This window comes from Planctellipticum variicoloris (genome assembly GCF_030622045.1).
In the GTDB taxonomy this organism is placed as follows: domain Bacteria; phylum Planctomycetota; class Planctomycetia; order Planctomycetales; family Planctomycetaceae; genus Planctellipticum; species Planctellipticum variicoloris.
The window spans coordinates 2,127,905-2,143,847 of sequence record NZ_CP130886.1; the positions used below are offsets into that span (position 1 = coordinate 2,127,905).

The 15,943-nt window shown below is 64.8% G+C and carries 10 protein-coding genes; 4 read left to right on the plus strand and 6 right to left on the minus strand.

Annotated features, from left to right (window positions below):
- Window positions 1-34: 34 nt before the first annotated feature.
- From SH412_RS08395 to SH412_RS08410, 4 genes are all read right to left on the minus strand, one after another.
- Window positions 35-523 (minus strand): hypothetical protein, encoded by a 489-nt coding sequence (locus SH412_RS08395; RefSeq protein ID WP_336523057.1) that lies wholly within the window; start codon window positions 521-523, stop codon window positions 35-37.
- A gap of 208 nt (window positions 524-731) precedes the next feature.
- Window positions 732-1,796 carry a DUF1559 domain-containing protein gene (locus SH412_RS08400; protein ID WP_336523058.1) on the minus strand — a complete coding sequence of 355 codons (1,065 nt, stop codon included), beginning with the start codon at window positions 1,794-1,796 and terminating at the stop codon, window positions 732-734.
- Between the two features lie 509 nt (window positions 1,797-2,305).
- A complete protein-coding gene (locus tag SH412_RS08405; RefSeq protein WP_336523059.1) occupies window positions 2,306-3,592 on the minus strand; it encodes a glycosyltransferase family 87 protein in 1,287 nt (428 codons plus the stop codon).
- 253 nt (window positions 3,593-3,845) lie between these two features.
- Entirely contained in the window at window positions 3,846-6,071 is a 2,226-nt protein-coding gene (locus SH412_RS08410) for an alpha/beta hydrolase family protein (RefSeq protein ID WP_336523060.1), read from the minus strand.
- Window positions 6,072-6,206: 135 nt separating this feature from the next.
- Here SH412_RS08410 and SH412_RS08415 point away from each other — a divergent pair, with 135 nt between their 5' ends.
- From SH412_RS08415 to SH412_RS08425, 3 genes are all read left to right on the plus strand, one after another.
- The gene (locus tag SH412_RS08415) at window positions 6,207-7,382 is read left to right on the plus strand and encodes an iron-containing alcohol dehydrogenase (RefSeq protein ID WP_336523061.1); all 1,176 of its coding nucleotides are present in this window, start codon (window positions 6,207-6,209) and stop codon (window positions 7,380-7,382) included.
- Between the two features lie 1,070 nt (window positions 7,383-8,452).
- Window positions 8,453-9,379, plus strand: a complete 927-nt coding sequence (locus SH412_RS08420; protein ID WP_336523062.1) for a YybH family protein — start codon at window positions 8,453-8,455, stop codon at window positions 9,377-9,379.
- Between the two features lie 448 nt (window positions 9,380-9,827).
- Window positions 9,828-11,426, plus strand: a complete 1,599-nt coding sequence (locus tag SH412_RS08425; RefSeq protein ID WP_336523063.1) for a tetratricopeptide repeat protein — start codon at window positions 9,828-9,830, stop codon at window positions 11,424-11,426.
- 134 nt (window positions 11,427-11,560) lie between these two features.
- Here SH412_RS08425 and SH412_RS08430 read toward each other — a convergent pair whose 3' ends face one another.
- Window positions 11,561-11,956 carry a VOC family protein gene (locus SH412_RS08430; protein ID WP_336523064.1) on the minus strand — a complete coding sequence of 132 codons (396 nt, stop codon included), beginning with the start codon at window positions 11,954-11,956 and terminating at the stop codon, window positions 11,561-11,563.
- Between the two features lie 304 nt (window positions 11,957-12,260).
- The gene (locus tag SH412_RS08435) at window positions 12,261-12,596 is read right to left on the minus strand and encodes a PadR family transcriptional regulator (RefSeq protein WP_336523065.1); all 336 of its coding nucleotides are present in this window, start codon (window positions 12,594-12,596) and stop codon (window positions 12,261-12,263) included.
- Between the two features lie 90 nt (window positions 12,597-12,686).
- On the opposite strand from SH412_RS08435, the gene SH412_RS08440 reads away from it, so the two are divergent.
- Window positions 12,687-15,926: an efflux RND transporter permease subunit gene (locus SH412_RS08440; RefSeq protein ID WP_336523066.1), complete on the plus strand. Its 3,240-nt coding sequence runs from the start codon at window positions 12,687-12,689 to the stop codon at window positions 15,924-15,926.
- The last annotated feature ends 17 nt before the right edge of the window (window positions 15,927-15,943 follow it).

The window sequence follows — 15,943 nt, forward strand, 5'->3', positions numbered from 1 at the left end:
CAGAGCGCGGAGCGAGGTTCGAAAACCAACTGTCTCAGGAGGCCTTCGCCGGAGCGGCTCCGAACGTCTTCCCCTGCTTCTTCATCGCCGTCTCGAACGCCTTCCGGGCCGTCTCCCAGGCGTTATCCATCAGCGGAATATGACAGCTCCCCTGACCTTTGCAGGCGTTCATGCCGGGATCCTGGCCGCAGCCCCCCTGGCCCTTGCATTCATTCTGAGTCGCGCAGGCATGGTCCGCGACGCTCGCGCAAGTCCCCAGCCCCGCGCACGTGTTGTCCTTGCCGCGACCCAGTTCCTTGCACGTATTCAGCCCGCGGCAGGTGTGCGGTTCGTCCAGAATCAGCGCTTCGGCGTCCGCCGAAAGGACCATTTCCTCGGAAGCGGCGGCCGGAGCGTCTGCCGTCGGAGCTGCAGCCGGAGGCGGCTTGGTCTCGCCGCAGCCGACAGCCCCCGTCATCAGTCCGCCGAATGCCGCCAGGGTCAGGCGGTGAAAGTCTCTGCGATCCAGATCGGAGTGAGCCATGACAATCGGTTCCATAGCGGGGAAACAGGCGAAATCCGTCTCGCAATATTAGCGTCGCCCGCACCGGCGTCCCAGTCCGTTCGCGACGGTTCGCTCGAACCGGTCCGCAAAATGGCCGATCGACGCATAGGTCTCAAATGCGAACAACCTCGCGCAGCACTGATGATGTGCCGCGCGAGGTTGCCTCTGCATTCAATTCCGCTCAGCTCTAGAATTCGCCGACCGGAATTCCGTCGTTGATGGTTCCCAGATTCCGGTAGATCGCGGCATCCAGGTTCTCGGACAGAAACTTCACGGCGCCGTCCCCCATCAGGAAGTGCGCGCCGCCGGTGTGCATGCTGCCGAAGCCCGTTGTCTGGCCCCGGACGCTGTTCGACTTGTTATTGCCGTTGATCTGGTACGACAGAATCGAACTGGTGGAGCTGGTGCCAACCTTCGTCGCCAACGAGTTCGGCGTCAGCGTCAGCCCGGCCGTATCCCCCAGCACCAGCGCCAGGCCGTCGGCCGTCGCGCGATTGCCCGCCCCGGCCCAGACCGCATGGCCCACCGGTTGTCCGATGGAGGCCTGCCCGCCGGCCGCCAGCGAATAACGTTCGCCCACGAGCAGCCCGTTCGACGACCCGTCCGTCATCGACTGCAGGCCGATCTTGGAGTTCTCGCCGAACACGCCCCGGTAATTCATCGTCGTGACGGCTACGCCATCCACGATCCCGGTCGGCGCGTTGCTGTTGGCGGTGTTGATCCACCAGCCGACGTTCCCGACATAGTTCGATCGGCCGAACAGATTCGTGTACGTCGTCGCCGAACCGCCGACGGTCGGCAGAACGTCCACGAAGTTAACGCTCTGCTGCCCCGAGTCGCTCGGGCAACGCATGGCGACGATGCTGTTGTTCGTCACCACCGGATTGTAGGCCGTGCTGACGAGAGCCGAGACCATGCCGGTCGAAAAGAAGTTGGAAAAGTTGTTGTAGAGCGGCGCCTGATCGAACTGCGGCAGCAGCATCGTCGTCCAGCTCCAGCCCTGCCAGTTGGCCGCGGCGTTGTTGGTATTGCTGATGTACCCGGGGGGGAAGGTGTTGAACAGGTCGTGGTAGTTGTGGAGGGCGAGACCGATCTGCTTGAGGTTGTTCTTGCACTGGGTGCGGCGGGCCGCTTCGCGCGCCTGCTGCACGGCTGGCAGCAGCAGAGCGATCAGAATGGCGATGATCGCGATGACCACCAGCAATTCGATCAGCGTAAACGCGCGGCGCGAGGGGACGGGGCGGGATGGCATCAGACACGGACTCCTTCAATGACCCGAGGGCGCCGCAGAGACAGACATCCTGTCTCCATCAACGGCTCCCCATGTTGAGCGCGGGGGCTACACAAGAAGTAACACGTCAAAACGCCGCGGCCTCCACGAAGATTCTTCACAATTCCCTCACATTTCGGGAAATTACCGATGTTCGCCTGACAAACGAGACAGGAACGGGCGAACTCGGAAAAAATCGGGAGATCTGCTCGCAATTTCGTCAGAAAACGACGGTCTGGCATGACGCTTTTGTGTGCAGTTCTGCCCGGCAAATTCGCGTCATCGATCGGCAATTCACGACGGTTTCTGCAGGAGATCGCGTCCGCTCCCCGATTCACTCAGCACACAAAATCAGTGCGAACGTGACTTCAAGCCAAGCGCCCCTCGTGATGGGCGAGCTCGCTTGACATTCCAGAATCGATCGGTATTTGGCCGCATGGCCGGATGACAACCTGTCTCGGCGTGCCGCGTTCAGCGGCAGGCTGTCTCGATTACGGCGTCGCGCCGCGACGCTCCCGGCGGATCAGGCTGGTCGCGCATCCGACCAGACAAGCCAGCGTCGCCAGCGTGTCCACGCCCGCCGCCTGGGTCCAGTCGGCGATGGTATGCCCGACGATGTCCTTGCCGCCGCATAAGGCCATCAGGGTGAGCATTCCCAGCACGATCGACAGCGCGACCGTCCTCCGGACGTACAGCCACTGGACCACGCAGTACGTCATCGGGACGCACAGGCCGCAAAGATGCTGCGTGCTGGTCATCGGCGACAGGAGCAGCATTCCGCAGATCGCAGCGCCGGTCTCTCCGAGACGCCGCAGCGACGCATCGCCGACCGAGTCATCCTTTGACAGTCCGGGTCGGGTGCACCACGCAATCGCGATCACGACCGCCAATTCGCAGAGCTGAGTCAGTCGCTTGATCCAATGCGGCGACAGCGCAGCAACGGCGACATTGTATCGCTCCGGAGCCGTCTCGATCGGTGTCGCAAGTCGGTAGAGCGTTCCCGGCAGACTCTGATTCAGCGGATTCCAGCTCGACCAGGCCCCCTCGGCGGAGGCCGCCGCGCCGACGTCGACCTTGGACACGAAGCGCTCAAACCAGGTGACGCTCCACAGCTTGCCGTCGGGGTTTGATACGAAGGCGTCGGGCAACAGCGTCGCCGCGATCAGGGTGACCACGAACGCCGCGGTCGCCAGCCAGCGCCGCTGCCAGACGAGCAGCGGCAGAAACAGCAGTGGCGTGGCCTTCATCGCCGTCGCCAGACCCGCAAAAGTGCCGGCCGCCAGTCCCTTCGATCGGGACAGTCCATACCCGGCGGCCACGACGCAGAACAGCACGATGTAATCCGTCGACTGATAGTTGAGCGCGGTAATCAGATAGCGCCCCGACAGCAGGCCGACCGCCAGTGCGGGGACCCACGGGCGAACCCGCCCCGCATGCACCCCGGCTCGCAGGACCGGCCAGACCATCAACGTCAGCAGCCACAGGCTGCCGGCCAGAAGCGAAAAGTTGGCGATCCACCACGGCGTCTTGCGGAGCAGAGGGGGCAGGGCCGTCAGCGGCACGAACGGGAGCACGGAAAACGGCGGATAAGTGAAGGCCGGGGGATCGTCCGGACGGTAGAACTGCTCGCCGCGAAGGTATCGCTCGGCGGCGGTCGTGTAGACGGGAAGTTCGCCCGCCTGGCGGACCAGGGTCAGAATGGTGGCCGCCGTTGCGAACCCGATCGCCAGCAGGCTCAGCCATCGCCACGTCAGCACCGGCCGCTCGACCAGTTCCATCTTTGCCGCTCCGCTCCTTCGTCTCGCCAATGCAACGGGCGGGAATCGTAGCCGATCCCCGCCCGTCTGAACACTGCGGTTGATACGATCACTCCGCTGCCGTCAGCCCCGCAGCCAGCGGGCGATGGGTGGCCGGGGCTGGACCGAAGGGAAGCCCCGGTCTTCTGAATCCGGGGCATCGCGCAGACGCTCCTGCCCCGGCCACCCGCCCGGATTGTGTTTCGAAGTTGCTCCTGCGCGAGAGGGATCCTGATCAGCCCAGCAGCCAGCGGGCGACTGCGGCCTGCTCGTCGGCTCCGGAATAGGAGGTGACCGCGCCGGCGGCGCCGGAGGCCGCGTAGGTTTCTCGTGTCGGACTCGGCAGCGCCGCGCCTTCCCCCGAGACCCACAGCGGATGGGGCGCGACCAGCGACAGGAGGCCGGGGACGTCGCCGTACTTCACGGCCCCAGGCACCAGCAGCGGATCGCGGATGTCGGTGATCGAAGCAAATCGGTATCCCCCCGTCCCGATAGCCACCCGCCGGACGGCGTCGCCAGCTTGAGCCGCTGCCGCCGCGGCCCAGAGTCCGGCTTCGCCGAAGCCGACCAGGTCGATCGACCGGACCGAATCCAGGTCGCGGAACCGCGAGATCGCCGTCAGGACATCGTGCACTCGCTGCGAGAACAGCGGATGGTTGTAGCCCAGCGTGTAGCCGACGAACTCGCGCGGATTCTCGACAGAACGGGCTTTGGTGAGGGCCGCACCGTCCGACTGGAATTCCCCGGTGTAAAGGACATCGATCCCCAGCACGCCCCGGTTGGCGTTCATCAGAGCCTGAACCGCTGCCGTCGGCTTCCCGTCGGCGCCATAGAGCCCGGATTTGCCTTCGGCAGAAAGCCAGATCACGACTTCGCCGGCGAAGTTTTCCGGGGCGATGAACACGCCCGGAATCTCTTCGCCCTGCTTCGACAGACCGATCGTTCCTAGAATCTCGTGATAGCCGTCGTGCTCGATCCGCGAACGTTCGTCCGAAGTGGTCTGCCCGCGGGCCGGCAGCGCCCGGCCAATCAGCACATCCCAGGCCCCGCCAATCACGCGGCGATACTCTTTAAGCGAAGCGGCATCCTTCGGCGTCAGCGCCTTGACTTGCTGCTGAGCGTCGGCGTCGAACCAGCGGACGATCTTCAATTCGGCGTCATCGCCTGCCGGCGGCATCGGATGTTCCGCCGACCAGACGGTCGCTTCGGCCTGCGTCAGCGGCTGATAGGGACGTTCTTCTGTCGGCTGCTGCACGCCCAGGTGCAGATACCGGTCGAAGAACGCATACATCATCTGCCGACTGGGCTTATTGTAGTTGTGCTCGAACGGGAAGTACTTGCCGACGACGTTGCCGGGTACGCCCAGCCGGGCAAAGTGTTCCTTGAGCTGCGGCAGTCCCTTCGTCTCCAGCTCGACGGTCCAGTCGTTGGCCGCGGTCATGCCGATCGGTCGCGGCGCCGCCAGCGCGGCGAACTCGATGTTGCCCGTATTCACTCTCAGCAGCGACGAGTTCTCGCAGGTGCAGCCCCCCTGCATGGCGGTTGAAACCATCACTGCCGGGAACAACGCCGCAGGCCGCGGGTCGACGCAGCCCAGCAGGAACGTCTGCGTCCCGCCGCCGCTGGCCCCGGTGACGCCGATTCGCTGCGGATCGACGTCCGGCAGCGTCGTGATCCAGTCCAGCGCCCGGATGCTGTTCCAGGTCTGCAGTCCGCAGGGACTCAGCAGCCGCAGTTCCGCCTGGGCGCTGAAGAGTCCCCAGCGGTCGGGCGAGCTGAGGTCCGGTCGCTGCTTCGCGAAGCCGTGAATCAGCGACGGCGGCAGGATCTGATTGTCCGCATTCCCGAGCATGTCGTAGAGGAAGACCACGCAGCCCATGCGGGCGAGCTGGACGCAGCGGGCCTGGAGCGGATACCGCCCGCTGACCGGGTCGGTCTCGGCCTTCAGCTCAATCTCCTTCTGCACTTTTGCTTCGCCGTGATCGTAGAAACGACCGTTCGCCCAGTGACCGTGAGGGCACAGCACCGCGGGTCGTTTCACGGCGGGACCGGAAGCCTTCGGCCGATAGAGACTGCCGGTGACATACAGACCGGGCGAGCTTTCGAAGAAGACGCGTTCGACGGTGTAGTCGTCCCGCTCGACTTTGCCGTGAATCGTGGCCTGGATCGGCAATTTCGTCGGCATGGGCCACAGACCCAGCGCGACGAGAATCTGCCGGCGCACCGCTTCCGAGCGCTCCTGCCAGCCTTCCCACGTCGCGCTCGGCTCGAACGGGAAGTACCCGTTCAAATCCTTGAGCTTCCCCAGACGTCGGTCGCTCGGCAACTGACCCGACGGCAAGGCTCTGGGAGCCGCCGCGTGCGCTCGGCGGGTAGCCTGCGCGATCAAGCCCGCTGCGGCCGTCGCGGCAGCAATCGTCTTCACGGCAGAACGACGCGACACCGGAGTCTCGAACGACATGCTGCGATTCCTGTTGACGAGTGTAGGATTGGAAAGGAGTTCGGCGTGCGGCATGATATCCATCAAAACTGTCGGATGCGAGTACGCGGCGACGGCGGAAACCTGGTCCCCGAAGTTCAAGGATTGATCGGTTCGATGACGATTGCGTACCGTTTTCTCGCTCCCGGCCAGATCGTGTTCGGTTGGGGGGCTCGCGAACAGCTTGTTTCCTTGATTCCCCCCTCTGCGAAACGGGTCTGGCTCGTTTCCGGCAGCCGGACGCTCGAACGGACCGGAGTCGTCACGCAACTGACGGAGCAGATCGCCGCCTCGGGACGCGGGGTGGTCCAGCATGCCACTCGGAGCCGCGAACCTGAAGTCGTCGATGTCGATTCGCTCGTCGCCGCCTGGCGGTCGAAGAATGTCGAGCCGACGGACGCGGTGATCGCCATTGGCGGCGGTTCGACAATCGATCTTGCCAAAGCGGCGGCGGCCCTGGCGACCAACGGCAATGGCGAGTCGGTGGCGGAGTATCTCGAAGGCGTCGGAACCGGTCGCAAGATCGTCAACCCGCCGCTGATGCTGATCGCCGTCCCGACCACTGCGGGAACGGGCAGCGAAGCGACCAAGAATGCGGTGATTTCCAGCGACGACCCGCCCTACAAGAAGAGCCTGCGTTCGGATCTGATGGTCCCCGCAGCGGTTGTCGTCGATCCCGAGCTGACGGTCACTGTTCCGCCGGAAATCACCGCCCATACCGGGATGGACGCGATCACCCAGCTCATCGAGGCGTATATCAGCCGACGGTCGACGTTGATCCCGAAGGCGCTGTGCGAGCAGGGGCTGCAGCTTGCAATTCCCGCCCTGCCGCGGGCGATCCAGAATGGTGCAGACCGCGTGGCTCGTGAAGCGATGTCGCATGCGGCGCTCCTCTCCGGAATGGCCCTGGCCAATTCGGGGCTGGGGCTGGCGCATGGCGTCGCCGCGGGGCTCGGGGTGCTGTGCCGGATTCCCCACGGGCTGGCCTGCGCGGTGATGTTGCCGGCGGCGCTGTATTACAATCTGCCGGTCAGCGCGCCCGAACTGGCCCGCCTGGGGACCCTCAGCCTCGGTCGTCCATTTCCGTCCGAGCGCGACGCCGCCGAGACCTTCGTCGCCGCGATCACCGATCTCTGCCGGCACGTCGGCATTCCTCCGCGTCTCCGCGAGCTGGGAGTGCCGCGGCCGCTCCTGGACGATCTCGTTCCCGCGTCCCAGGGCAACAGCCTCAGCGGCAATCCGCGGGACATTTCCCCGGCGCAACTGCGGGAACTGCTGGAGACGTGGTGGTAGGGGAGAGAGAGCGGCGAGTAGGGAATAGCGAATCGCCAGAGAAGTGGGCTGATCGCTGATCGCTTATCGCCAGAGAAGAGAACTAGGAGCGGCGCTGCCTGAGCCCCGGCAGGGGCGGTATGAGTCATTGCCCCGGACGTAAGTCCGGGGTTTGGCGTTGACGGATCCGGCGAGTCCCGGAGTGGCGATAGAAATGTCCGGCAAAAGACGGTGCAAAATGGACGAGAGTGCGCGCACGAAGGCGTCGGGCGAGACTTGGTCAGTTCGCTTGCCATCCGAGAACGCTTCTGGCCGGTCCAGATCAGGGTGGGGTCGGCCTTTGAGGCCGGCCCCACCCCTTTCGAACTGGCGTTGATCAGGCGGCGGGCGGTCGCCCGCCGGATCTATGGGAAACTCGACGTCGAGGATGCGCGCACTTGAGGGTGCGCTCCCCAGTCCTGCGTTGCCGCAGAACCGTCAAGCGGGCCCTGATCAGGCCCGGCGTCGGGGGATCGGCTTTCGAGCACCGGCAGTTTCCCGCCGGCATGGCGCCATTGACTCTCAACCGCCCGACGTCCGACATCCTGGACTGTTAACGAATTCCTGTTCAATAGGAATTCTCAGTGAAAGCGAAATTTTTCCGGGCGGCTGCGGAGCAGATCCGGCACAGGGTCGCCGGTGCAACTCTCCGCTCGACTGTCAGCGAACAACCGCCGCAATCGCTGGAGCGGCGGAAGCCGGCCGGAAGCATGGCAAGGGCGATCGGGGTGGCCTGACGATTTCCCGGACCCGGAAGAGAGGCCGCAACATTTCGTTCAGCCCCGCGCCGGGGCGGCCATCGCCGTCGTACCGCTGGGGAACTCCCTCCCCGAAAACTGAGCCCTGAGACAATCAACTCCGGTGTCGACCGGAATGCCGTCGATTCCTCGCGAACGAAATTGAGTCTGACCCAATAGAGACGCCTGGCGCACGCGGCGGTTCTCAGCGGTGCAATCACTGTGGGAAATGCCAGTTCCAGTCGCTACTGTGAAATCAGGCCGGGCCGGGCCGCAGCAGGTTGGAACCCAACACCAGATTCAGGAGACTTTGAAATGCGATGGCGCGGCGTACCGATACTCGCATGGGCGATCCTCATCGGGTCGGCCCCGTTGACGGCGGCGGACGGCGATCCCGTCGACTTGCAGCAGATCGTCGAATCCTCCGGCGAGAAGTTCAAAAAAGCGTTCGCCAACCGGGATCCGCAGGCTCTCGCGGCCCTCTTTACGCCGGAAGCGGAGTACGTCGACTCCTCCGGCGTCGTGTTCCACGGCCGCGATGCGATCGAAGCCGAGTATATTGCGGCGTTTGAGATCAATCGCCCCGGGACGTTGGAACTCGAACTCCTCTCCATTCGCCCCGTTGCAGAGGGAGTCGTCGTTGAAGACGGTCTCTCGACATTCACCCCGAACGACCCCGGTCCGTCGTCGCAGATGCGCTACACCGTGACGCACGTGAAACAGGCCGACGGATCGTGGCTGATGGCGAGCGTTCGCGAGCTGGAGTCGCCGGTGGTCACCCCTCACGACCGCCTGCTGGCCCTGGAATGGCTGATCGGCAAGTGGCGCGACGAGACCGACGGGCAGGTCGCGGAGACGGAATGGAAGTGGTCGGAGTCGGGCAATTTCCTGGAGGGAGCGTTCCGCATTCGCGAGCTGGATCAGCCGGTCATGGAAGGGACGCATCGCGTCGGCTGGGATGCGCAGCAGAAGCAATTTCGGTCGTGGATCTTCCTTTCGAGCGGCAACTTCGCGAGCGGGCTCTGGACGACGGACGAAGACGACAACTGGACTCTGCAGCTTTCCGGGGTCACGACCGACGGAGCCAGCTCCGCCGCGCTGATGACCTACATCAGGGACGGCGACGACGCCCTGGGCGTTTACCAGTCGCAGCGCACGCTCGGCGGTCAGCCGCTGCCATCGCGGTCGATCCGCGTCGTCCGTCAACCGCCGCCGCCGGCCGTCACCGGTGCAGGTCAGTAACACTCTTCATCGAATCATCCGAGTCCCGCCAACGGGACTCGCTTCTCCAGGGGGCATCATGAAAACACAACGGATTCAGGTCGCGCTGGCGGCAGTCTTGGCGTTGGCGGTGACGGCCGACCTGGCCTTCGGCCGTGGTGGAATCGGCGGCGGAGGCGGGCGTGGCGGTGGTGGCGGCGGGTTCCGCGGCGGCGGCGGCGGCGGTGGTGGCGGATTTCACGGCGGCGGGGGAGGTGCACGGCCTTCAGGCGGCGGCGGAGGCGCCCGGCCCGGTGGTGGGGGAGGAGGAATCTCCGGCGGCGGATTTCGGCCCACCCCGTCCGCGCGACCTTCAGTGCCTTCCCGACCGCAAGGGCCCTCGGCGGGTCGACCTGGCGGCGGCGCTCCCTCCACACGACCGAGCATCCCTTCAAATCGTCCCGGTACGGAGACGAGCAGGCCGAACATTGTGAATCGACCGGCCACGCCGGGAAATCGGCCGTCCATTCAGCCGGGGCAACGACCGGAAATCGGGGGCGGGAACCGACCGAACCTGCCAGGCGCCGGCAATCGCCCCGGCCAGCCCGGCGGCGGCCGTCCGGAGATCGGCGGCGGAAACCGCCCCGGCTTCCCCGGCGTCGGCAACCGTCCCGGACAGCCGGGGGGCGGCAATCGTCCGGAAATCGGAGGAGGCGGAGATCGTCCGAACTTCCCGGGCGCCGGCAACCGCCCCGGGCAAGGAATCGGCCAGCGCCCCGACCGCCCCACCACGCTGCCGGGACTCGGCGGAGGCAATCGGCCGGGCATGGGGGGAGGGAATCGACCGAATATTGGGATCGGTGGCGGAAACAACAATATCAATATCGGTAACAGGCCAAACTTTGGCGGCGGAGGAAACAATATTGTCATCGGCAATCGGCCGGGGCGGCCGGGGGTGGATGGGGGATTTCGGCCGAACTACGGCGGGGCGTGGGGCGGGGGGCATTACCACCCCGGCTGGCATCCCCATCCGTATCCGAATCCGGGCCACTGGGGCTGGTATCACGGCTACGGTCCCGCGTGGGGAGGCGGACGCTGGAACTACATGTGGAACCGGTATCCCGTTGCGGCGGCGTTCGGCGTGACCGCGTGGGGGCTGACGGCGGCCTCGTGGATGTTCGGCGTCGGGAGCTACTACAACCCGTATTACGACACGCCGGTGATCGTCAACAATCAGCCGGTCGTCGTATACTCGCAACCGATCGTCGGGGATGCCGCGGACTATGCGACGGCGGACGCCGGCGGCGGGGCGCCGCCCGATCCGGCGATGGATCTGTTCGATCAGGCCCGGTCGGCGTTCTACCAGGGGCAGTACGATCAGGCGCTGCAGTTGACCGATCAGGCGCTGCAGAAGTCGCCGCGGGATGCGGCGATCAACGAGTTCCGCAGCCTGTGCCTGTTTGCGCTGGGGCGCTACCGCGAGGCGGCGGCGACGATTCACGCCGTGCTGGCGGTCGGTCCCGGCTGGGACTGGACGACGCTGTCGAGCCTGTATCCGAGCACGGGAGCGTACGCGGAGCAACTGCGGCGGCTGGAGGATTCGATCAAGCAGAAGGATTCGGCCGATGCGCGGTTTCTGCTGGCGTATCACTATCTGACGTGCGATCACAAGGAGGCCGCGATCGCGCAGCTCAAGTCGGTGATCAAGCTGCAGCCGAAGGATGAGGTGGCGGCGCAACTGCTGCAGATGTATGCGCCGGGGGAGACGGGGAGCAGCGAGCCGCCTCCGGCGCCGGAGAAGGACATTCCGCCCGCGTTTCCGCCGGAGAAGCTGCAGGGGACGTGGACGGCGAAGGACGGCGACGGCCAGTTTACGCTGGTGCTGTCGGGGGACGGCAAATTCACGTGGACCTTCACGCGGGAGGGGGCGCCGCAGACGATGGAAGGGACGTGGTCGCTGCAGGGGAACGATCTGGCGATGGAGCCGACGGCAGGGGGGCTGATGCTGAGCGAGGTGAAACTTGCGGATGACAGCACGCTCGACTTCGCCCCGCTGGGCCAGACGACGAAGCTGACGTTCAAAAAGTAGGGGCCCGGCGGGTTCCAGCGCGTTTGGAAAATGTTTCCGAGAGGCCCGGACAGGCATGTCCGGGCCTCTTTGTTTGATGGGTGTTCTTCGGGGGGACGGACATTCCTGTCGGTCCCTGATGCTTCAACGGGCGGTCAGGTGACGTTGAGTTGCCAGGAGACGCCGAAGCGGTCGTTGAGCCAGCCGAAGCGGGTGCTGAAGCCGTAGTTGTTGAGGGGCATGAGGACGGTTCCGCCGGCGGAGAGGTGTGCGAAGGCCCGTTCCTGCTCGTCGAGGCTTTCGCATTCGACGAAGAGGGAGACGGAGGGGGTGAAGGTGAAGGCGTGTTTGACGGGGCTGTCGATGCAGAGGATGCGCTGGCCGGCGAGGGTGAACTCGGCTTTCTTGATCGAGCCCTCGGCGCCCGCTTCGCCGGCGGCGTAGCGGGAGACTTCGCCGATCGCGGACCCTGGAAACAGGGCGACGTAGTCGCGCATGGCCTCTTCGGCGGCGCCTTCGAACATGAGGAACGGAGTGATCGATGCGGCCATGTTGAAAACCTCCCGGGGGGTTCGATGAAGTCGTTCCCTGTTGGCGGCGGCGGACCGCAGCCTGAGGAACCGTAAGGGGCGAGGACTTTGGCGTCAACCGCGGCCGGTGCGCGGGGCGGGGCTAGTCCCGGTGTCAGATTCCGGGCGGAATCACCGGCAGCAATGGGGCCGACCGAATGGTTGCGAATGGATCAGGGGGCCCGTTGAAGGCGAAGGGCTGCGGCGCTTGAGCCGAGCCGCCGTGCGTCGTGGTGCAGTCTCTAGAACTCGGAGTATTCCTGAACCTGGCGATTCGCACGCCGGACTAACTGGTCGACTTACGATCCGTCTCTCTCACGACTTCTCCGAACAACTCTTTGAGCTTGATCCTCGCTTCCTGCAGGACCTTTTCGCCCTTCTTGGTTGCGCGGTAGTTTCGGCGGCGTTTGCCTTCGACGACTTCGTCGGTTCGGGTCAGGTAGCCTGCTTTCTCCATGCCGTGCAGGATCGGGTAGAGGGTGCCGGGGCTCAATTTGTAGCCGTGGCGGCCGAGTTCTTCGATCATTTCGACGCCGAAGATCGGGGCTTCGACGGCGTGGTGCAGGATATGCACGCGCACGAATCCGCCGAAAAAGTGCTTCAGCAGATCGTCCGCCGCCATTTGCAATCACCTTGATATCGCATTACGATATTGATCTTCGACTGGAAGCGTCTCCGCCGGTCTTTCGCGTCAGTCTATCGAGTCCGCGGCATGAACCCAATCACGTTTGCACTGCGTCGGCCGTTCACGGTGATGGTCGGCGTCGTGGCCGTGGTGCTCGCCTGCGCGGTCGCGCTCCGCCCGAAGGTGGTGGATCAGGCGATGAGATCGCTGGGCGTCGAGTTGCCGCTGCAGACGATGAAGGTCGACATTTTTCCCGCGCTGAATCTGCCGGTGATTTACGTCTGTCAGCCGTACGGCGGTATGGACCCCGCTCAGATGGAGGGGCTGCTGACCAACTACTACGAGTATCACTTCCTTTATATCAGCAACATCCACCACGTGGAGAGCCGGAACATTCAGGGGACGGCCCTGATGAAGCTGCATTTCCACCCTGGAACCGACATGGCCCAGGCGATGGCGGAGACGATCAACTACGTCAATCGTTCCCGCGCGTTCATGCCGCCGGGAACCGTGTCGCCGTTCGTGATGCGGTTCGACACGGGGAGCGTGCCGGTCGGCTATCTGGTGCTGTCGAGCGCGACCCGGACGGTGGGGGAAATCCAGGACCAGGCGCTGTTCAAAGTCCGGCCGAACTTCTCGGCCCTGCCGGGGGTGTCCGCTCCGCCGCCGTTCGGCGGCAGCGCGCGGACGATTGTGATCCGGGCGAACCCGGAGCGATTGAAGTCCTACAGCATCTCGCCGGACGAGGTGGTGACGGCGCTGGCCGCGGGGAATGCGGTGAGTCCGTCGGGGAATCTGCATATCGGTACGATGTATCCCGTCGTGCCGACGAACGCCCTGGTCCGGGACATTCAGGATCTGGGGAGCATTCCGATCCGGACGGGGGACGGGCCGCCGGTGTTCCTGCGGGACATCGGTTCGATCGAGGATTCGACCGACCTGCCGACGGGCTATGCACTCGTGAACGGCCGCCGGGCGGTCTACATCCTGGCGACCAAGCGCGCGGAAGCTTCGACGATGAGCGTCATCGACGAGATCAAGTCGGCGCTCCCCGCGATGCAGTCGGATCTCCCGGAAGACATTCGCGTTTCGTTTGAGTTCGACCAGTCCCCGTACGTCACTCGCGCAATTCGCAGCCTGTTTACGGAAGGCGCTCTGGGAGCGCTGCTCACGGGACTGATGGTACTGCTGTTCCTCCGCGACTGGCGGAGTGCGCTGGTCGTGGTGCTGAACATTCCGCTGGCGATTATGGCCTCGATTCTGGGGCTGTGGATGTGCGGGCATACGATCAACCTGATGACGCTCGGCGGGCTGGCGCTGGCGGTGGGGATTCTGGTCGACGAGGCGACCGTCGAGATCGAGAATATTCATACGCAGTTCCTGAAGACGGACTCGATCGCCCTGGCGGTCCGGCTGGGGAACGCTCAGACGGCCGTGCCGCGGCTCCTGGCGATGCTGTGCGTGCTGGCGGTGTTCGTGCCGTCGTTCTTCATGCAGGGGGCCGCCAGGAATCTGTTTGTCCCGCTGTCGCTGGCGGTGGGCTTCTCGATGATTGCGTCCTACATTCTGTCCAGCACGTTCGTTCCGGTGCTGTCGGTCTGGCTGCTGCGGCACGCGGGCCACCCGGCGGGACCGTCCCGGAAGACGGCCTTCGACCGGTTCACCAGCCTGTACGAGGGACTCGTCACTCGTCTGGTGTCGCTGCGCTGGATTGTCATTCCGGTCTACGCGGCGGCGTGCCTTCTGGTGATCGTCGGCGTGGGGGGGGAATTGGGGCTGGAGATTTTTCCCAGCGCCGGCGTCGATGAATTCCGGCTGCGATTTCGCGCACCGGATGGAACGCACTTCGACACGACCGAGCAATACGCACTGGGCGTCCTCGACGCGATCGGCGAGCATGTCGGTCCGCAGAACGTGGCTTTGACGCTGGGCTACGTGGGGACGATTCCCTCCAGCTTTCCGATCAACGGCGTTTTTCAGTGGTCGCGCGGCCCGGAAGAGGGGATTCTGCGGATCGCGCTCAAACATGGCAGCGGGATCGATACCGAACGAGCCAAGGATGAACTGCGCGGCCTGCTGGCGGGCAGGTTCCCCGAGCTGCGATTTTCCTTCGAACCCGCCGACATCGTCAGCGAGGTCATGAGCTTCGGCTCGCCGACGCCCATTGAAATCGCGGCCCGCGGGGCGAACATGGACGACAGCCGCAAGTACATGCTCGAAGTCCAGCGGGAACTGGGGACGATTGCCAGCCTGCGCGACGTGCAGATTGCACAGTCGCTCGACTATCCGACCGTGAACATCCGTGTGGACCGGGAGAAGGCGTCCTACAGCGGCACGACTGCCGCTCAGATCGCCCGCTCCGTCGTGGCGGCGACGTCCTCCACCCGGTTCGTGGCGCAGAACTACTGGCCCGATCCGAAGAGCGGCATCGGGTATCAGGTGCAGGTGGAAATTCCGCAGCCGACGATGACTCAGGCGGACGATCTGGCCGCCCTGCCCATCGGCGAAAGCGACGGGCAGGCGCTGCTGTTGCGAGACGTCGCCGCGATTACGCCCGGCACGATGCCCGGTCAGTTTGACCGGTACAACATGAAGCGGGAGATTACGCTCACCGCCAACGTGGCGGGAGACGACCTGGGATCGGTGGCCAGTCAGGTGAACTCGGTCCTGTCCCGGCTGGAGAAGGACGGCAAGAGGCCGAAGGGCGTGACGACGGAATTGCGGGGACAGATCCCGCCGCTGCGACAGATCATCAGCGGTCTGGGGGTGGGGCTGCTGCTGGCCATCCTCGTCATCTTCCTGCTGCTGACGGCGAACTTTCAGTCGCTGCGGCTGGCGTTGACGACGGTCTCGACTGCGCCGGCCGTGCTGACGGGCGTCGTGCTGGCCCTCTGGATCACCGGCTCCACGCTCAACATTCAATCGTTCATCGGCGCGATCATGGCCATTGGCGTGGCAATGGCCAACGCCATTCTGCTCGTGACGTTTGCTGAAGAATCGCGCCGGGAACTGCACGATTCCCGCCTGGCGGCGATCCGCGGCGCCCATCGGCGGCTGCGCGCCATTCTGATGACGAGCCTGGCGATGGGGGCTGGGATGATCCCGATGGCCCTGGGGCTCGGGGAGGAAGGGGCTCAAACCGCGCCGCTCGGTCGGGCGGTGATTGGCGGGCTGATCGGGGCCACATTCGCCACGCTGCTGGTTCTCCCCGCCATTTTTGCCTTGCTGCAGAGCCGGGCTCCGAATCGTTCGGCGTCGCTCGATCCGCTGGACAAGCAGAGTCCGCAGTATCAGCCGAACGCCGCTTCGTTGTTCCCCTCGGCCTGAATCATCCACCATCGACT